Below are 17,209 nucleotides of genomic sequence, written 5' to 3'. Positions count from 1 at the left end.
TTAGCACAAAGAGCGCAGATTCCCAAATTCCAGCTAATTCTTAATCAGCTTGCTTGCGCAGGAATGCAGGGATATCCAAATAATCCGGTTCTTTAGCGGTTTGCGGCGTATTGTCGTTAACCACTTTAGCGGCCGGTTTCTGCTCCTGCGACAGCGGCGCCATGCCGTGCTGCTGGTAGCGATCCATGACTGGCTGCTGCTGTTGCTTGTTGGTCACCAGCGTAATTTCTGGACGTTTGTCCATACCGATACCAGTAGCAACAACGGTCACACGCAGCTCGTCGTTCATATCCGGATCCAGAGAAGTACCGATAACCACGGTCGCATTATCCGATGCAAACGCACGGATGGTGTTACCCACGGTTTCGAACTCATCCAGACGCAGGTCGAAACCAGCGGTGATGTTGACCAGAACGCCGCGTGCGCCGGACAGGTCGATATCTTCCAGCAGTGGAGAAGAGATAGCCATTTCAGCCGCTTCTTCCGCACGGTCTTCACCGCTTGCCAGACCAGAGCCCATCATCGCGTAGCCCATTTCGGACATCACGGTGCGCACGTCAGCAAAGTCGACGTTCATCAGACCCGGACGGGTAATCAGTTCGGCGATACCCTGAACTGCGCCCTTCAGCACGTCATTCGCTGCACCAAAAGCGTCGAGCAGAGAGATGCCGCGGCCCAGCACTTTCAGCAGTTTGTCGTTAGGGATAGTAATCAGAGAGTCCACATGTTTGGACAGCTCAGCGATACCCTGCTCCGCAAACGCCATACGCTTCTTGCCTTCAAAGTTGAAAGGCTTGGTCACGACAGCAACGGTCAGAATACCTAAATCTTTGGCTACTTCAGCCACAACAGGTGCTGCACCCGTACCGGTACCGCCACCCATACCCGCTGCGATGAACACCATGTCAGCGCCTTCAAGGGCTGCACGCAGTGCTTCACGGTCTTCGTCTGCCGCATTACGACCGACTTCCGGGTTTGCGCCAGCACCCAGACCTTTGGTAATCCCATTACCGATCTGGATAGTCTGGCCGACAGCCGTTTTACGCAACGCCTGAGCGTCAGTGTTCACTGCGAAGAATTCAACACCTTCGATGCGCTCGCGCACCATGTGTTCGACGGCGTTACCACCGCCACCACCGACGCCGATGACTTTAATCACCGCGTCGTTGGTCAGTTCCATAGGTTCAAACATAGTTTCTCTCCGTTTTGTGCCTGTCGCCTGAGAGCGCTAATTTTCGACGCTCTCTTAAAAAATTAAAACTCTTTTCGCAGCCAGGTGTTGATTCGCTTAATCCACGAACTCACTGCGACACGTTTTTCCACTTCCGCTTCACCACTCAGATGTGACTCTTTTCCGTAGTGAAGCAGGCCCACAGCCGTTGAATAGTAAGGCTCCTGGGCATAATCCGTCAGTCCGGTGATGTTCAGCGGCGCGCCGATGCGCACCTGCGTATGGAACACGCGTTGAGCGCAGGCCGCCAGACCTTCAATTTGCGCCGCCCCCCCGGTCAGGACAATACCTGCGGCCAAGTGGTGTTTGACACCTTGTTGGCGCAGCTGTTCCTGCAATTGCAAAATCTCTTCGTTTACCAGGTTGAGCAGCTCGGTATAACGCGGCTCGATAACCTCTGCCAGCGTCTGACGCTGCAGGCTACGCGGTGGACGACCACCGACGCTTGGGACCTCCACACTTTCGTCTTTACCAACGATGGAGCCCAACGCACAGCCATGACGAACTTTAATCGCTTCGGCATCGCTTGGCGGTGTCCCGAAGGCGTACGCGATATCGCTGGTCACCACGTTCCCGGCATACGGGATTACTTTGGTATGACGCAGCGCGCCGCCGGTATACACGGCGATATCCATTGTACCACCGCCGACGTCGACCACGCAGACGCCCAGCTCACGTTCATCTTCCGTCAGGACGGAATAACTCGATGCCAGGCCCGCGAAAATCAGTTGATCCACTTTCAGACCACAACGCTCTACGGCTTTAACAATGTTTTTCGCCATATCGTTGTGGCAGGTGATCAGGTGCACTTTCGCCTGCATACGTACGCCAGACAGGCCAACCGGGTTTTTAATCCCTTCCTGGTAGTCAATGGCATACTCCTGCGGAATCACGTGCAGAACACGGTGTTCATCGCGCACACGCACTGACTTCGCCGTATGCACTACGTTCTCAACGTCTTCCTGAGTCACTTCTTCTTCAGAAATCGGCACCATCCCGATTTCATTCTGACAGCTAATATGTTTGCCTGAAAGCGCCAGATACACTGAAGAAATCTGGCAATCAGCCATCAGTTCCGCCTGGTCAATGGCGCGCTGTACGCATTTCACCACGGATTCCAGGTCGTTAACGCCGCCTTTGTCCATACCCCGGGATGGGCAACTGCCCACACCAATGATATTCACCATTCCGTCGGGCAGAACTTCCCCTACCAAAGCGGCTACCTTCGCGGTACCAATTTCCAGTCCTACTACCAGTTTTCTGTCCGTCGCTTTGATCATTGTTGCTCTGCCTGTGCCTGATTTTGTTGTTGATGTGTATCCTCTACGGGCGCGGGTTGCCAACCGACTGCCGCGCCTGAGTCATAACGCAAATCAACGTAGCTAATCCGTTTGCCATCGGTCTGCGCCTGCTGCTGAAGAACAGGATAGAGTTCTAAAAAGCGCTCAAGCCGTTTGACCGTATCGCCGCGCCCTAAATCCAGCTTGATGTCATTATTCAACGTCAGCTGCCAGGAACGACGTGCGGTCATCGCCGCCACTTTCAACGTAAACTTCTCTTTCGCCAGCATCTGACCCATATCGCGATAGCCTTGCAGCACTTCGTTCTCGCTACCTTCCGGGCCATACAACATGGGCAAATTCTGCTTTCTGGTGCGATCGGTCGGCACGCTAAAGGCGTTGCCGTCGGTATCCACCATATGCTGATCATTCCAACGTGCAATCGGCACATATTCAACCAGATGAATCTTCAATTCGTCCGGCCACTGCTTTCGGACGCTTGCCTGTTTGATCCACGGCAGGCGTTCAATCTGACTCTGAATGATATTCACGTCCTGGGTCATAAAGGTGCCCGGCGGACCGAGCGCCAGAATAGCCTGGCGAATATCATCGTTACGCGTGTAGTGCCGCTCACCGGTCACCACCAGTTTGGATAAGGGAAGACGCTGCGCATCTTCCATCCAGTTCAGTACCATCCAGCCGCTCATCAACACGGTGAATAATACCGCGAGCAGGAACACAATCCCTGCAAGACGCGTTCCATTATTTCTGCGTGAAGACGCGAGTTCGTCCTCTTCTTCACGATTCCGTGTGTTCAGTGCTGCCTGCGACATATCAACCCGCCAGGTCCAGAATACGTACCACCAACTGCGAGAAGCTCATGCCGGCCTGACGTGCCGCCATTGGCACCAGGCTGTGGCTGGTCATCCCCGGAGACGTATTGGCCTCCAGCAGATATAACTGACCATCGCTATCCTGCATGACATCGATTCGCCCCCAGCCGGAACAGCCAAGAATATTCCACGCTTTGAGTACCAGGGACTGCATTTCTTGTTCACGAGCCGAATCTTCACAACCAGGGCAGAAATACTGCGTCTCGTCAGAGAGATACTTCGCCTCATAATCATAGAAGACTCCGGCCGGTTGGATGCGAACAGACGGTAAAATTTCTTCACCGAGTACCGCGACGGTAAATTCTGGCCCGCTTAGCCATTTTTCGATCAGTACTTCTTCATCGTGCTGAAAAGCCAAGGTTAAGGCATCGAGCAGTGCGCCAGTTTCGGTCACTTTGGACATTCCGACGCTCGACCCTTCGCGGCTCGGCTTAACAATCAGCGGTAAACCGAGTGCGGAAATGCGCTGCTGCTGGTCCTGAGACAGGCCTTGCGCAAACTGGGTGCGGGTCAGAGCCACCCACGGCGCAACGGGTAAGCCCGCGCCCTGCCACAGTAATTTGCTGCGCAGTTTATCCATCGAAAGCGCGGAAGCCATGACGCCGCTGCCAGTGTAAGGCAGGCCGATAAGGTCAAGTAATCCCTGAAGCGTGCCATCTTCCCCGCCGCGACCGTGCAGAGCAATAAACGCTTTCTTAAAACCGTCATTTTTCAGCTGCGTAATATCGGTATCACGCGGGTCGACACCGTGAGCATCAATGCCTGCTTCACGCAGACCTGCAACTACGGCGGCGCCGGAGTTGAGGGAGACTTCACGCTCTGCGGAGGTGCCGCCGAGGAGGACCGCGATTTTATCAGCCATGGCGCTCTTCCTCCTGAGTTTGCGGCTTGAGTTTGATTTCAGCTAAGTTACGCGCGATTTTGCCGATATTTCCCGCGCCCTGAATCAAAATCAGATCATTCCCGGTCAGCACCGGTGCCAGCATTTCAGCCACTTTAGCCGGATCGGACACCAGGATCGGATCCACTTTTCCGCGACCACGAATGGTACGGCACAGAGACCGGCTGTCCGCGCCAGGAATAGGTGCTTCACCCGCCGGATAGACTTCCAGCATCAGCAGCGCATCCACTTCGGTCAGCACATTGGCAAAATCGTCATACAGATCGCGCGTACGGGTGTAACGATGCGGCTGGAACAGCATGACCAGATTTTTGTCCGGCCAACCCGCGCGTGCCGCTTTGATAGTCGCATCCACTTCCGTCGGATGATGACCATAATCATCGACCAACATGGCACTGCCGCTTTTGCCGTTTACGTCTTCCAGCGGGAATTCGCCGAGGAAGTCGAAACGACGGCCGGTGCCCTGGAAGCTTTCCAGCGCACGCAGAATGGCGTCGTCGTCAATGCCTTCTTCGGTCGCAACCGCGACGGACGCCGCGGCGTTCAGGGCGTTATGACGGCCCGGTGCGTTCAGCGTCACTTTCAGCGGCGCGTTATCAAGGCGAATCAGCGTGAAGTGACCCTGTGCGCCAATCTGTTTGTAGTCTTCAACGCGCACGTCAGCGTCGTCGCTGAAGCCGTAGGTCGTAATCTGACGACCCACGCGTGGCAGCAGCTCACGAATCACCGGATCATCAACGCACATCACTGCGCGACCATAAAACGGCAGATTGTGCAGGAAATTAATGAACGTCTGCTTTAAGTTTTCGAAGTCACCCTGGTAGGTATCCATATGGTCGGCTTCGATATTGGTCACAATCGCTACCATCGGCTGCAAATGCAGGAACGACGCATCGCTTTCGTCCGCTTCCGCGATCAGGTAACGGCTGTGGCCCAGACGCGCATGGACACCCGCCGCTTTCACCAGCCCACCGTTAACGAAGGTCGGATCCAGACCTGCCTCAGCATAAATACTCGACACCATCGCGGTGGTGGTCGTTTTGCCATGCGTACCGGCAACGGCGATGCCGTGACGAAAACGCATCAGTTCGGCCAGCATTTCCGCGCGGCGGATAACCGGGATACGCGCTTCGTGAGCGGCTACAATCTCCGGGTTGTCAGCAGAAATCGCGCTGGAAACAACAACCACGCTCGCATCGCGCACGTTTTCCGGACGATGGTTGAAATAAATCGTGGCACCCAGCGCCGTCAGCTGCTGAGTCACCGGATTCGGCGCAAGATCCGAACCGCTAATCTGATACCCTTCGTTAGCCAACACTTCGGCAATACCGCCCATGCCAGCACCACCGATGCCAACAAAGTGGATGTGCCGGACGCGACGCATCTCGGGCACAATGGAACGCAGTTTTGCCAGTTGTTGTGTATTCATTCTCTAAACGCCATCGACTACTTAAAAATTCGTGCAGCGCAAAAAGGCGCTGCGATGATTAAGCCTTTGCGGCCAGGCTCACTTCTTTTGCTACCCGCTCGGTAGCATCCGGAATGGCGGCGGCACGTGCCCGCCCGGCCATCTCCAGCAATGTCTTTCTGTCCCAGCCCGCAAGCGTGCTGGCAACGGCATCCGCATTAAACTGCGGCTGCTCAAAAATCTTCGCGGCACCGGCTTTTTCCAGCGGCAGCGCATTCCAGTACTGCTGACGGTCTTTATGCTGGAACGGCACAAAAATCGCGGGCAGACCGGCTGCGGCAATTTCGCTCACCGTCAGTGCGCCCGAACGGCAGACCACCACATCCGCCCACGCGTAAGCGGCAGCCATATCGTCGATAAACTCAGTGACCTTGTGCTGCGACTGACCGGCTGCGGTATACGCTTGCTCAACGGTCTGTTGCCCACCTTTGCCACTCTGATGCCAAATGGTCACGCTGTCGCCCAGAATCGCTGCTACCTGCGGCATTGTCTGGTTCAGGACACGCGCACCCTGAGAGCCGCCAACCACCAGCACACGAATTTCACCTTCTCGACCACTCAGACGCTGTTCCGGTAACGGCAGCGCCAGCACATCGGTACGCACCGGGTTACCGACCACTTCGGCTTTCGGGAACGCGCCCGGGAAGGCCTGCATGACGGTGGTTGCAATTTTCGCCAGCCATTTATTGGTCAGCCCGGCAATGCCGTTCTGCTCATGCAGCACCACTGGAATACCCAGCGACCATGCCGCCAGTCCACCAGGACCCGAGACATACCCGCCCATTCCCAGCACCACATCTGGCTGAAAACGCTGCATAATCGCGCGCGCCTGACGCCACGCGTTGAAGATACGTATCGGCGCAAAAAGCATGGCCTTGAGGCCTTTTCCACGCAGCCCGGAGATCTGAATAAAATCAATGTCGATCCCATGCTTCGGTACTAAGTCCGCTTCCATACGATCGGCGGTACCGAGCCAGCGAACCTGCCAGCCCTGCTCCATCAGATGGTGTGCAACGGCCAGTCCCGGGAACACGTGTCCGCCGGTACCGCCCGCCATCACCATCAACCGCTTAGCCTGACCACTCATCGGACACCCCGTGTAAACGCCTGCGCTTTTTCCAGACGCGTTTCATAATCAATACGTAACAGGAACATTATCGCTGTCGACATAATTATCAGACTGGAACCACCGTAACTGATGAGCGGCAGCGTCAGACCTTTGGTCGGCAGCATACCGGCTGCGGCACCAACGTTAACCAACGCCTGGAAACTGAACCACACGCCAATCGAACAGGCCAGGAAACCCGCGAAACGCTGGTCCATCTCCAGCGCCTTGCGGCCAATGGACATGGCGCGGAAAGCGACGAAGAATACCATTAAAAGTGCCAGTACCACACCGATATAGCCTAACTCCTCACCGATGATGGCGAAGATGAAGTCAGTGTGCGCTTCCGGCAAATACTCCAGTTTCTGTACCGAGTTGCCGAGGCCCTGCCCCCACATTTCTCCGCGACCAAACGCCATCAGTGATTGGGTCAGCTGGTAGCCGCTGCCGAACGGGTCTTCCCACGGGTTCCAGAAGGAGGTCACGCGGCGGATACGGTACGGTTCGGCGAGGATCAGCAGGACAACGGCTGAAATCCCCATGCCGATAATGGCAATGAACTGCCAAAGCTTGGCCCCGGCGAGGAACAGCATCGCCAGAGTGGTGACGAACAGTACCACCACCGTCCCGAGGTCAGGCTGCGCCAGCAGTAAAATCGCCAGCACGAATATCACGCCCATCGGCTTTAAGAAGCCACGCAGGTTATTTCGGACTTCATCGCCCTTACGCACCAGGTAGTTAGCGATGTAACAGAACAACGACAGCTTGGTAAATTCCGCCGGCTGAATACGCAGTGGGCCGAAGGCAATCCAGCGCGATGCCCCGTTAACCGAGCTCCCCACAACCAGTACAATCAGCAGCATCACAATAGACATGATCAGCATCGCGGTGCTATGTCGCTGCCAGAACGCCATCGGTAAACGCAGCGTCACCAGGCCTAAACAGAACGCCAGAATGATGTACAGCCCGTCACGCTTGGCGAACAGGAACGGATCGTTCGCCAGACGCTGACCCACCGGCATTGACGCCGAGGTCACCATAATAAAACCGATTGCCGCCAGGCCGAGCGTAAGCCACAGCAGGGTGCGATCGTACATGACCAGGCTGTCGGTATCTTTCTGCCGGGAGCCCATCACCCAACCTTTTAATGCCGCAAACAACCACACCAGGACACCCGATCCCGGCATATGAGGCATTCTCAGGCGAGGGAGAGATAAACGCATTAACCGAGCTCCTTCGCCAGACGGGTAAATACATCCCCGCGCTGTTCAAAATTCTTAAACTGATCCAGGCTGGCACACGCCGGTGAAAGCAGCACCATGTCACCCTGTTGCAGTTGAGGCGCAATCAGACGCATCGCGTCTTCCATCGTTTCCGTTCGGGTCGCCACGTCAGGACGCAGCGCCGCGAGAGCATCGCCATCGCGACCAAAGCACCACAGGCGCACGTTGTCGCCTTTGAGCCAGGTCTTCAACGGCGTGAAGTCAGCCGATTTTCCGTCGCCACCCAGCAGCAGATGCAGCGTGCCATCGACGCGCAGACCGTTCAGTGCCGCTTCGGTGCTCCCGACGTTGGTGGCTTTCGAATCGTTAATCCAGCGCACCCCGTTATGCTCCAATGCCAGCTGGAAACGGTGCGCCAGGCCACCAAAGGTGGTCAGCGCTTTCAGGCTGCTGGCACGCGGAATACCGGCGGCATCCGCCAGTGCCAGCGCCGCCAGCGCATTGCTGTAGTTATGTTGACCCGTCAGCTTCATCTCACGCACGTTAAGGACTTTCTCGCCCTTCACCCGCAGCCAGGTTTCGCCCTGCTGACGGTTGAGGTGATAGTCACCCATGTTAACGCCAAAGCTAATGCAGCGCGCATCGGCACCGCGAACCGGCATGGTCAGCGCATCATCGGCGTTTACCACGCAGGTTTTGGCCTGCTCATAGACGCGCAGTTTGGCGGCACGATACTGCTGCAGGCCAAACGGATAGCGGTCCATGTGATCTTCAGTGACGTTCAGCACCGTAGCGGCGACCGCTTCGAGGCTGGTCGTCGTTTCGAGCTGGAAGCTGGAGAGTTCGAGCACATACAGCTCACGCGATACGTCCAGCAGCATCAATGCAGGCAGGCCGATATTGCCGCCCACACCGACGTTAATTCCCGCGGCTTTCGCCATTTCACCGACCAGCGTAGTAACGGTACTTTTGCCGTTTGAACCGGTGATCGCGATGACGGGTGCCTGCGCTTCACGGCAAAACAGTTCGATATCACCAACAATCTCTACGCCAGCATCCGCGGCGGCAGCGAGCGAAGGGTGCGCCAGGGCAATACCAGGACTGGCGACAATTAAATCCGCCGCCAGCAGCCACTCGTCATTCAGGCCACCGACAAAACGTTCAACCTCTTCCGGCAGCTTATCCAGCCCCGGTGGCGTTTGGCGCGTATCCATCACCCGCGGCGTAACGCCCTGCGCGAGGAAGAAATCGACGCAGGACAGCCCGGTCATTCCCAGACCGATGATGACAACGTTTTTATCCTGGTAATCAGCCATCATTAACGTACCTTCAGCGTTGCCAGGCCAATCAGCACCAGCATCAGCGAGATAATCCAAAAGCGCACGATAACGCGCGGCTCCGGCCAGCCTTTCAGTTCATAGTGGTGGTGGATAGGTGCCATTCGGAAGATGCGCTGACCGCGCAGCTTGAACGATCCGACCTGCAAGATAACTGACAGAGTTTCCACCACAAATACACCGCCCATGATAACCAGCAGGAACTCCTGACGCAGCAGCACGGCGATAATGCCGAGCGCCCCCCCGAGAGCCAGCGACCCGACATCGCCCATGAAGACCTGAGCCGGGTAGGTGTTAAACCACAGGAAGCCTAACCCTGCGCCGACGATGGCGGTGCAGACAATCACCAGTTCGCCCGCATGACGCAGGTAAGGGATATGAAGATAATTGGCGAAGTTCATGTTACCGGTCGCCCACGCCACCAGCGCAAAGCCCGCCGCTACAAACACCGTTGGCATAATAGCCAGACCGTCGAGGCCGTCCGTCAGGTTCACCGCATTCCCGGTGCCGACAATCACGAAATAGGCCAGCAGAATGTAGAAAATGCCAAGCTGCGGCATCACGTCTTTAAAGAACGGCACCACCAGCTCAGTCGCCGGCGTATCTTTCCCAGCCATGTACAGCGCGAAGGCCACGCCGAGCGCAATCACCGACATCCAGAAATATTTCCAGCGAGCAATCAGGCCTTTGGTATCTTTGCGCACCACTTTACGGTAATCGTCGACAAAACCGATGATGCCGTAACCGACCAGTACTACCAGCACGCACCAGACGTACGGGTTAGACGGATAAGCCCACAGCAGAACAGACACCACAATGGCGGTCAGGATCATGATCCCGCCCATCGTTGGCGTCCCGCGCTTACTGAAATGCGACTCAGGGCCATCGTTACGCACGACCTGACCAAATGACATTTTTTGCAGGCGAGCAATCATCCGCGGGCCCATCCACAACGAGATGAACAGCGCGGTCAGCAGGCTGACGATGGCGCGAAACGTCAGATAGGAAAAGACGTTAAAGCCGGAATAATATTTGACCAAATGTTCGGCCAGCCAAACTAACATGTACCGTTCTCCTGTAGAGCGCAAACCACCTCTTCCATGGCAGCGCTACGTGAACCTTTCACTAAAAGGGTAATAATCTGATGTTCTGCGATCAGCGCTTTCAGGCGGGAAATCGCCACAGGCTTATCGGTAAAATGTTCACCCACACCGCTGGCATCACTTATCGTTTTACTGAGCGAACCCACGCTAATCACACAGTCGATACCGGCCGCTTTCGCCGCTTCACCGACCTGGCGATGGCACGCCTCGCTTTCTGCGCCGAGTTCGGCCATATCGCCCACCACCAGCACGCGGTAGCCTGGCATTTCAGACAACACCTGCGCGGCGGCGGTCATTGAACCGACGTTGGCGTTATAGGAGTCATCCAGCAGCAGCTGATTTTCGCCCAATGGGATCGGGAACAGGCGACCAGGCACGGCTTTCAGCGTGGCAAGCCCCGCTTTTACTGCATCTAAATCGGCACCGACCGCCATGGTCAACGCCGCCGCAGCCAGCGCATTGGCGATATTGTGACGGCCCGGCAACGGCAGCAGCACGTCGACGCTGCCGACAGGCGTTTGCAGCGTAAACTCTGTGCCATGGCTGGTAACGTGAATGTTATTGGCCGTGAAGTCGCTGTTCGCCGCGTTGGGCGAGAAGCGCCACACTTTGCGTGAGCCAATGACGTTCTGCCAGTTCAGCCAATCGTTATTGTCGGCGTTGAGGATGGCAATACCGTCGAGCGGCAGCCCGGTGAAAATCTCACCTTTGGCTTTCGCCACGCCCGCCAGCGAGCCAAACCCTTCCAGATGAGCGGCGGCCAGATTGTTCACCAGAGCCGCTTCCGGACGCGTCAGGCTGACGGTCCAGGCAATTTCGCCCTGATGGTTGGCACCTAATTCAATCACCGCGTACTGATGTTCTTTGGTCAAACGCAGCAGGGTCATCGGCACGCCGATGTCATTGTTCAGATTCCCGGCGGTGTACAGCGTGTTGCCGCACTGGCTGAGAATAGAGGCCGCCATCTCTTTGACGGAGGTCTTGCCGGAAGAACCGGTTAGCGCCACCACGCGGGTCGGCACCTGTTGGCGCACCCAGGCCGCGAGCTCGCCAAACGCCAGGCGGGTGTCTTTCACCACCACCTGCGGTAAATCACAGTCAAGTTTACGACTCACCAGCAGCGCACCCGCGCCAGCAGCCTGGGCCTGCCCGGCAAAATCGTGGGCGTCGAAACGCTCCCCTTTCAGGGCCACAAACAGGCAGCCCGGCGTCACTTTACGGGTATCCGTCGTGACGTCATCAACGGTGGCGTCTTGCCCCAGCAGTTCGCCGTTCAGAATGTCAGCGATGCGGCTCAGCGTCAGGCTAATCATGCGACAACTCCCAGCAGACGCGCCGCGGTCACGCGGTCGGAATAGTCGAGGCGGCGATTGCCGACGATTTGATAATCTTCGTGGCCCTTACCGGCCAGCAGCACAACGTCGTTCTCTTTGGCCTGCATGATGGCAGCAGTCACCGCTTCGGCGCGGCCTTCCATCACTTTCGCATGACCTGCATCGAGCATACCGGCAAGAATATCGTCGATGATGGCGCGCGGCTCTTCGGTACGCGGATTGTCATCGGTGACCACGGCGATATCGGCGAACTGCTCGGCAATGGCCCCCATCAGAGGACGTTTGCCTTTGTCGCGATCGCCCCCGCAGCCAAAGACGCACCACAGCTTGCCAGCGCAGTGCAGACGCGCCGCTTCCAGCGCTTTTTCCAGCGCGTCCGGCGTGTGGGCATAATCCACAACCACCGTGGGTTTACCCGGCGCGGTGAACACTTCCATTCGTCCGCAAACCGGCTGTAAACGCGCCGCGGTTTTCAGTAAATCCGCCAGCGGATAGCCCAGCGCCAGCAGTGTTGCCAGCGCCAGCAGCAGGTTGCTGACGTTAAATGCGCCCATCAGACGGCTTTCGATTTCGCCCTGACCCCAGCTGGAGTCAAACACAATCGTCGCCCCGCTGTCGTGGTAACGCACCGCCGTCGCTTTCAACCAGCGACCATGACAGTTTGGATTGATGTGATCTTCCATCGACACCGCCACCGCGTCTGGCAGTTTTGCCAGCCAGCGACGGCCCACTTCGTCATCGGCGTTGATAATCGCCTGACCAAAATGGTGGGTGGAATAGAGCATCCATTTCGCGGCTTCGTAGTGTTCCATGTCGCCGTGATAGTCGAGATGATCGCGGCTGAGATTGGTGAACACCGAGGCAACAAATTTCAGCGCCGCCACACGATGCTGAACCAGCCCGTGTGAAGAGACTTCCATTGCCGCAAACGACGCCCCCTGCTCTGCCAGACCGGACAGCACGTGCTGAACGTCAACCGCAGAACCGGTGGTATTTTCCGTTGGAATGACTTTCCCCAGCAGGCCATTACCTACCGTGCCCATCACCGCGCTGGTTTCGCCGAGCAGCTGTGCCCATTGCGCCAGAAGCTGGGTGGTGGTGGTTTTGCCGTTGGTTCCGGTCACGCCGACCAGGCTCAGTTGTTCAGAGGGCTGGTGATAGAAACGCCCGGCCAGTGCGGACAAACGTTCATTAAGTTGGCTGAGATAAATGACCGGCACGCCGTGCATTTCGCGGATTTCGCCATCTGCGGCTTCATCTTTTGCTTCCGCAATAATGGCAGCTACACCTTGCGCTATCGCCTGCGGGATATACCGACGCCCGTCCGCCTGATGACCTAAAACAGCCACGAAGAGATCTCCCGACGCCGCCACACGGCTGTCGAGTGTCATCTCTCGCAGTGCCCGCTCCGGTGCGCCTGGCACCCACGGAGCAAGAAGGTCGCGCAAATTACGATCTGCCACCTGTTCCCTCGCCTTGATTCGTCACAAATTCACTTTTATCGCCCGTTGCCAGCGCATCCGGTTCGATGTTCATGGTGCGCAGAACGCCGCCCATGATGGCACCGAACACCGGCGCGGAAACGGCGCCGCCGTAATATTTACCTGCCTGCGGATCGTTAATGACCACCACCAGCGCAAAACGCGGCTGGCTGGCTGGCGCAACGCCCGCGGTGTAAGCAATGTATTTGTTGATGTACTTCCCGTCTGGACCCACTTTCTTCGCCGTACCGGTTTTAATCGCGATGCGATAACCTTTGATGGCCGCTTTCACGCCGCCGCCGCCGGGCAGCGCCACGCTTTCCATCATGTGCACCACGGTACGAACGATAGGTTCCGGGAAGATGCGCTCACCGGGAACCGGAGGATCAACTTTGGTGATCGACAGCGGGCGATAGACCCCATAGCTGCCAATCGTGGCGTAGACTCGCGCTAACTGTAACGGCGTTACCATTAGCCCATAGCCGAAAGAGAAGGTGGCCCTCTCTATGTCAGACCACCGTTGTTTTTGAGGATATAAGCCACTGCGTTCTCCGACCAACCCCAAATTGGTCGCTTTTCCCAGTCCAAAACGAGAGTAAGTATCTACTAACGCTGAGGACGGCATCGCTAACGCCAGTTTGGAAACACCGACGTTACTCGACTTCTGTAGTACCCCGGTCAGGGTCAATTCGCTGTAGCGCGCCACGTCTTTGATCTCGTGGCCGTTAATTCGGTATGGAATAGTGTTCAGCACGGTGCTTTCATTGACGATCCCGCGCTGTAGCGCGGTCATCACCACCATGGGTTTTACGGTGGAGCCCGGTTCGAACACGTCCGTAATGGTGCGGTTACGCATAATGTCTTTCTGCGTACCCGTCAGGTTGTTCGGGTTGTAGGAGGGGCTGTTAGCCATCGCCAACACTTCTCCAGTGCTGACATCCACCAGCACCGCGCTACCGGATTCCGCTTTGTTAAACGCCACGGCGTTGTTCAGCTCACGGTAAACCAGCGCCTGTAGGCGTTCGTCAATACTCAACGCCAGGTTATGCGCGGCCTGGCTGTCGGTTGATGAGATATCTTCAATGACGCGGCCGTAGCGGTCTTTACGCACGATACGTTCGCCCGGTTGACCGGTGAGCCATTTATCAAAGCTCTTTTCAACGCCTTCGATCCCCTGGCTGTCAACGTTGGTGAAACCGATAAGGTGAGCAGTCACTTCCCCCGAAGGATAGTAACGACGGGATTCTTCCCGTAGATGGATCCCCGGCAGCTTGAGCTTTTTGATGTAGTCGGCCATGTCAGGATTGACCTGACGAGCCAGATAGATAAAGCGCATCCGCGGATTGGAATTGATGCGCGACGCCAGCTGATCGAGGGGCATGTTCAGGGCGTCGGCTAAGGCTTTCCAGCGGTTGTCGATGCTAACCCCGCCTGCATCATGCAGTTCTTTCGGGTCAGCCCAGATAGCCTTCACCGGCACACTCACGGCAAGCGGACGACCGGAACGGTCGGTAATCATCCCGCGTGAGGTCGTCACTTCCTGTACACGCAGGGAACGCATATCACCCTGACGCACCAGCATGTCGGGGTTAATAATCTGTAGCCAGGCCACGCGGCCCAGCAGGAAAGTCATCGCCAGCAAAATGCAACCGCAAAGCAACGCAAAACGCCAACTGATAAAGTTGGCCTGTACTTCCGGACGTTTTGGTTTAAGCGTCTTTGCCGCTGCTTTCATGCGTCGTGATAATCCTTATTTCTGTACAACGATGTTTTCCTGGGAAGGATCGACATGCTGCATCTGCAGCTTCTCCGTCGCGATCCGCTCAACCCGGCTATGGTCGCCGAGGGCATTCTCTTCGAGGATCAGGTTGCGCCACTCAATATCGAGCGCATCGCGTTCCAGAACCAATTGTTCACGTTGGGCGGTTAACAGACGCGTATGGTGCGCCGTGGTCACTACCGTTATTGCCGACAAAATAATGCAAATGAACAGGCAGAGTGGCAGCTTCCCAAACCGCAAAAGATCGTCGCCGATCACGCCAGGCAAGGCATGGCGCTCGTTGCTTCCTAACGACCCTTTAACTTTGCTTAGGGCTTCTGACACTCTGCTGATCATGCGTTCGTCCTCTCTGCAATACGCAGCACTGAACTACGAGCGCGTGGATTCTCTGCCACTTCTTGTTCGCCCGGCATCAACTTGCCTAGTGCTCGCAGATGACGGCCACCCAGTTTCCTGAGTTGCTCTTCAGTCATCGGAATTCCTGCCGGAACCTGCGGACCGCGACTTTGCTCACGCATAAAGCGTTTCACAATACGATCTTCCAGCGAGTGAAAACTGATGATGGAGAGCCGCCCACCCGGGGCCAGCACGTCGAGCGAGCTTTTTAGCGCCTGCTCTATCTCCTCAAGTTCACTGTTCACCCAGATGCGCACCGCCTGGAAAGTACGGGTCGCAGGATGTTTGAATTTGTCTTTCACCGGCATGGCCGCCGCGATGACTTCCGCCAGTTCTTTGGTGCGGGTCATCGGTTCAATGCGGTTGCGCTCAACGATGGCGCGCGCAATGCGCTTGCCGAACCGCTCTTCGCCAAAGGTTTTAATCACCCAGGCGATATCAGCTTCTTCTGCGTTCAGCAGCCACTGGGCTGCAGACTGGCCGCGCGTGGGGTCCATACGCATATCCAGCGGTCCGTCACGCATGAAGGAGAAGCCGCGTTCAGCATCATCAAGCTGTGGTGAAGAGACACCAAGATCGAGCAGAATGCCGTCGATCTTGCCAATCAGATTGCGCTCGGCGACGTAGTCAGCCAGCGCAGAAAAAGGTCCATGCACAATGGAAAAGCGGGGGTCATCAATGGCGTTCGCCACAGCGATAGCTTCTGGATCGCGGTCGATAGCGATCAGCTGCCCTTGCGCACCCAGTTGAGAAAGGATCAGGCGTGAGTGGCCACCGCGACCAAAAGTGCCGTCAATGTAGATACCGTCAGGGCGAATATTCAGGCCGTTTACAGCCTCGTCCAGCAGTACCGTTGTATGTTTAAAATTTTCCATCATTTTATAATGACAAGTCCTGCAACCGCTCCGACAACTCTCCGAAGGCGGACTGCTCAGCGTCGATATCTTCCTTGACCCGTTGATACCAGGTCGTTTCATCCCACAGCTCAAACTTGTTGAACTGTCCGACCAGCATCACTTCTTTGGTCAGTCCGGCGTGTTGCCGTAAAACCGGCGCAATCAGCAAACGACCGGCGTTGTCCATTTGACATTCGCTGGCATGTCCCAGCAACAGACGCTGTACGCGGCGCTCTGCGGGATTCATGCTCGACAGTCGCGATAATTTTTGCTCGATGATTTCCCATTCGGGCAGCGGATAAAGCAGCAGGCATGGGTGATGGATGTCAATGGTGCAAACCAATTGACCAGTAGCGTTCTCAAGCAGCAAATCCCGGTATCGGGTTGGGACGGCCAAGCGCCCTTTGCTGTCGAGATTGACTAACGTAGCTCCACGGAACATGCCAGCCTCACCCCTTTTTCTCCACTTTCACCCACAAATCCCCACCTGAAGGAGTTTACGGAGCGGAGGAAAAGCTTGTCAAGCCAGCACTGGTGCTATAGGAGTCCGAAAACTCAATAATAAGCACCAATATTCGCTCTGATTAATTTCTGTCCAGCGAACGAGGCAAAATAACGTCATGAATAGTGGTAAGAAAAAAACCAACAGGTTCGTAACGATTTTGAACAACTCAATTTCACAAAGGTGAAAATATAAAGTGTCAGTTTGCGACGTGCGCGGCATTTTAGGACATTCTTATCCGCGTTGATAGCCCTTGCGGGAACTGTTTCTACCCGCTCG

General features: G+C 56.3%; 15 protein-coding genes. All 15 read right to left on the bottom strand.

From position 1 onward, the window contains the following. Positions 1–40: 40 nt before the first annotated feature. Positions 41–1,192, bottom strand: a complete 1,152-nt coding sequence (gene ftsZ / locus ACG0Z5_RS02920) for a cell division protein FtsZ (protein ID WP_319628179.1) — start codon at positions 1,190–1,192, stop codon at positions 41–43. 62 nt (positions 1,193–1,254) lie between these two features. Further along, entirely contained in the window at positions 1,255–2,511 is a 1,257-nt protein-coding gene (gene ftsA / locus ACG0Z5_RS02915) for a cell division protein FtsA (RefSeq protein WP_097162871.1), read from the bottom strand. Next, positions 2,508–3,344, bottom strand: coding sequence for a cell division protein FtsQ (gene ftsQ / locus ACG0Z5_RS02910; RefSeq protein WP_394445242.1), 837 nt, complete (start codon positions 3,342–3,344; stop codon positions 2,508–2,510). The genes ftsA and ftsQ overlap by 4 nt, the downstream gene beginning before the upstream one ends. Position 3,345: 1 nt before the next feature. Further along, positions 3,346–4,266 carry a D-alanine--D-alanine ligase gene (locus ACG0Z5_RS02905; protein ID WP_394445241.1) on the bottom strand — a complete coding sequence of 307 codons (921 nt, stop codon included), beginning with the start codon at positions 4,264–4,266 and terminating at the stop codon, positions 3,346–3,348. Further along, positions 4,259–5,734, bottom strand: a complete 1,476-nt coding sequence (gene murC, locus ACG0Z5_RS02900) for a UDP-N-acetylmuramate--L-alanine ligase (protein ID WP_319628182.1) — start codon at positions 5,732–5,734, stop codon at positions 4,259–4,261. The genes ACG0Z5_RS02905 and murC overlap by 8 nt, the downstream gene beginning before the upstream one ends. Before the next feature lie 58 nt (positions 5,735–5,792). After that, positions 5,793–6,860 carry an undecaprenyldiphospho-muramoylpentapeptide beta-N-acetylglucosaminyltransferase gene (gene murG / locus ACG0Z5_RS02895; RefSeq protein WP_394445240.1) on the bottom strand — a complete coding sequence of 356 codons (1,068 nt, stop codon included), beginning with the start codon at positions 6,858–6,860 and terminating at the stop codon, positions 5,793–5,795. Continuing rightward, entirely contained in the window at positions 6,857–8,101 is a 1,245-nt protein-coding gene (gene ftsW, locus ACG0Z5_RS02890) for a cell division protein FtsW (protein ID WP_319628184.1), read from the bottom strand. Before ftsW ends, murG begins: the two co-directional genes overlap by 4 nt. Beyond that, a complete protein-coding gene (gene murD, locus ACG0Z5_RS02885) occupies positions 8,101–9,417 on the bottom strand; it encodes a UDP-N-acetylmuramoyl-L-alanine--D-glutamate ligase (RefSeq protein ID WP_394445323.1) in 1,317 nt (438 codons plus the stop codon). The genes ftsW and murD overlap by 1 nt, the downstream gene beginning before the upstream one ends. A 2-nt stretch (positions 9,418–9,419) precedes the next feature. Next, positions 9,420–10,502 carry a phospho-N-acetylmuramoyl-pentapeptide-transferase gene (mraY, locus tag ACG0Z5_RS02880; RefSeq protein WP_319628185.1) on the bottom strand — a complete coding sequence of 361 codons (1,083 nt, stop codon included), beginning with the start codon at positions 10,500–10,502 and terminating at the stop codon, positions 9,420–9,422. Next, on the bottom strand, positions 10,496–11,854 hold the full coding sequence (murF, locus tag ACG0Z5_RS02875; RefSeq protein WP_394445239.1) for a UDP-N-acetylmuramoyl-tripeptide--D-alanyl-D-alanine ligase: 1,359 nt from the start codon (positions 11,852–11,854) through the stop codon (positions 10,496–10,498). Before murF ends, mraY begins: the two co-directional genes overlap by 7 nt. Continuing rightward, a complete protein-coding gene (gene murE / locus ACG0Z5_RS02870; protein ID WP_394445238.1) occupies positions 11,851–13,338 on the bottom strand; it encodes a UDP-N-acetylmuramoyl-L-alanyl-D-glutamate--2,6-diaminopimelate ligase in 1,488 nt (495 codons plus the stop codon). The genes murF and murE overlap by 4 nt, the downstream gene beginning before the upstream one ends. After that, entirely contained in the window at positions 13,325–15,091 is a 1,767-nt protein-coding gene (locus tag ACG0Z5_RS02865; RefSeq protein WP_394445237.1) for a peptidoglycan glycosyltransferase FtsI, read from the bottom strand. The genes murE and ACG0Z5_RS02865 overlap by 14 nt, the downstream gene beginning before the upstream one ends. A 15-nt stretch (positions 15,092–15,106) precedes the next feature. Continuing rightward, on the bottom strand, positions 15,107–15,472 hold the full coding sequence (gene ftsL / locus ACG0Z5_RS02860) for a cell division protein FtsL (protein ID WP_110510760.1): 366 nt from the start codon (positions 15,470–15,472) through the stop codon (positions 15,107–15,109). Further along, positions 15,469–16,410 carry a 16S rRNA (cytosine(1402)-N(4))-methyltransferase RsmH gene (gene rsmH, locus ACG0Z5_RS02855; protein WP_394445236.1) on the bottom strand — a complete coding sequence of 314 codons (942 nt, stop codon included), beginning with the start codon at positions 16,408–16,410 and terminating at the stop codon, positions 15,469–15,471. Before rsmH ends, ftsL begins: the two co-directional genes overlap by 4 nt. Position 16,411: 1 nt before the next feature. Then, positions 16,412–16,870: a division/cell wall cluster transcriptional repressor MraZ gene (gene mraZ / locus ACG0Z5_RS02850; protein ID WP_394445235.1), complete on the bottom strand. Its 459-nt coding sequence runs from the start codon at positions 16,868–16,870 to the stop codon at positions 16,412–16,414. Positions 16,871–17,209 lie beyond the last annotated feature (339 nt).

The sequence above is a fragment of the Scandinavium sp. M-37 genome, assembly GCF_043558715.1.
GTDB classification, from domain to species: Bacteria; Pseudomonadota; Gammaproteobacteria; order Enterobacterales; family Enterobacteriaceae; genus Scandinavium; species Scandinavium vulneris_A.
Note: the sequence above shows the minus strand (reverse complement) of the source record. Positions and strands in the feature narration are given on the sequence as shown.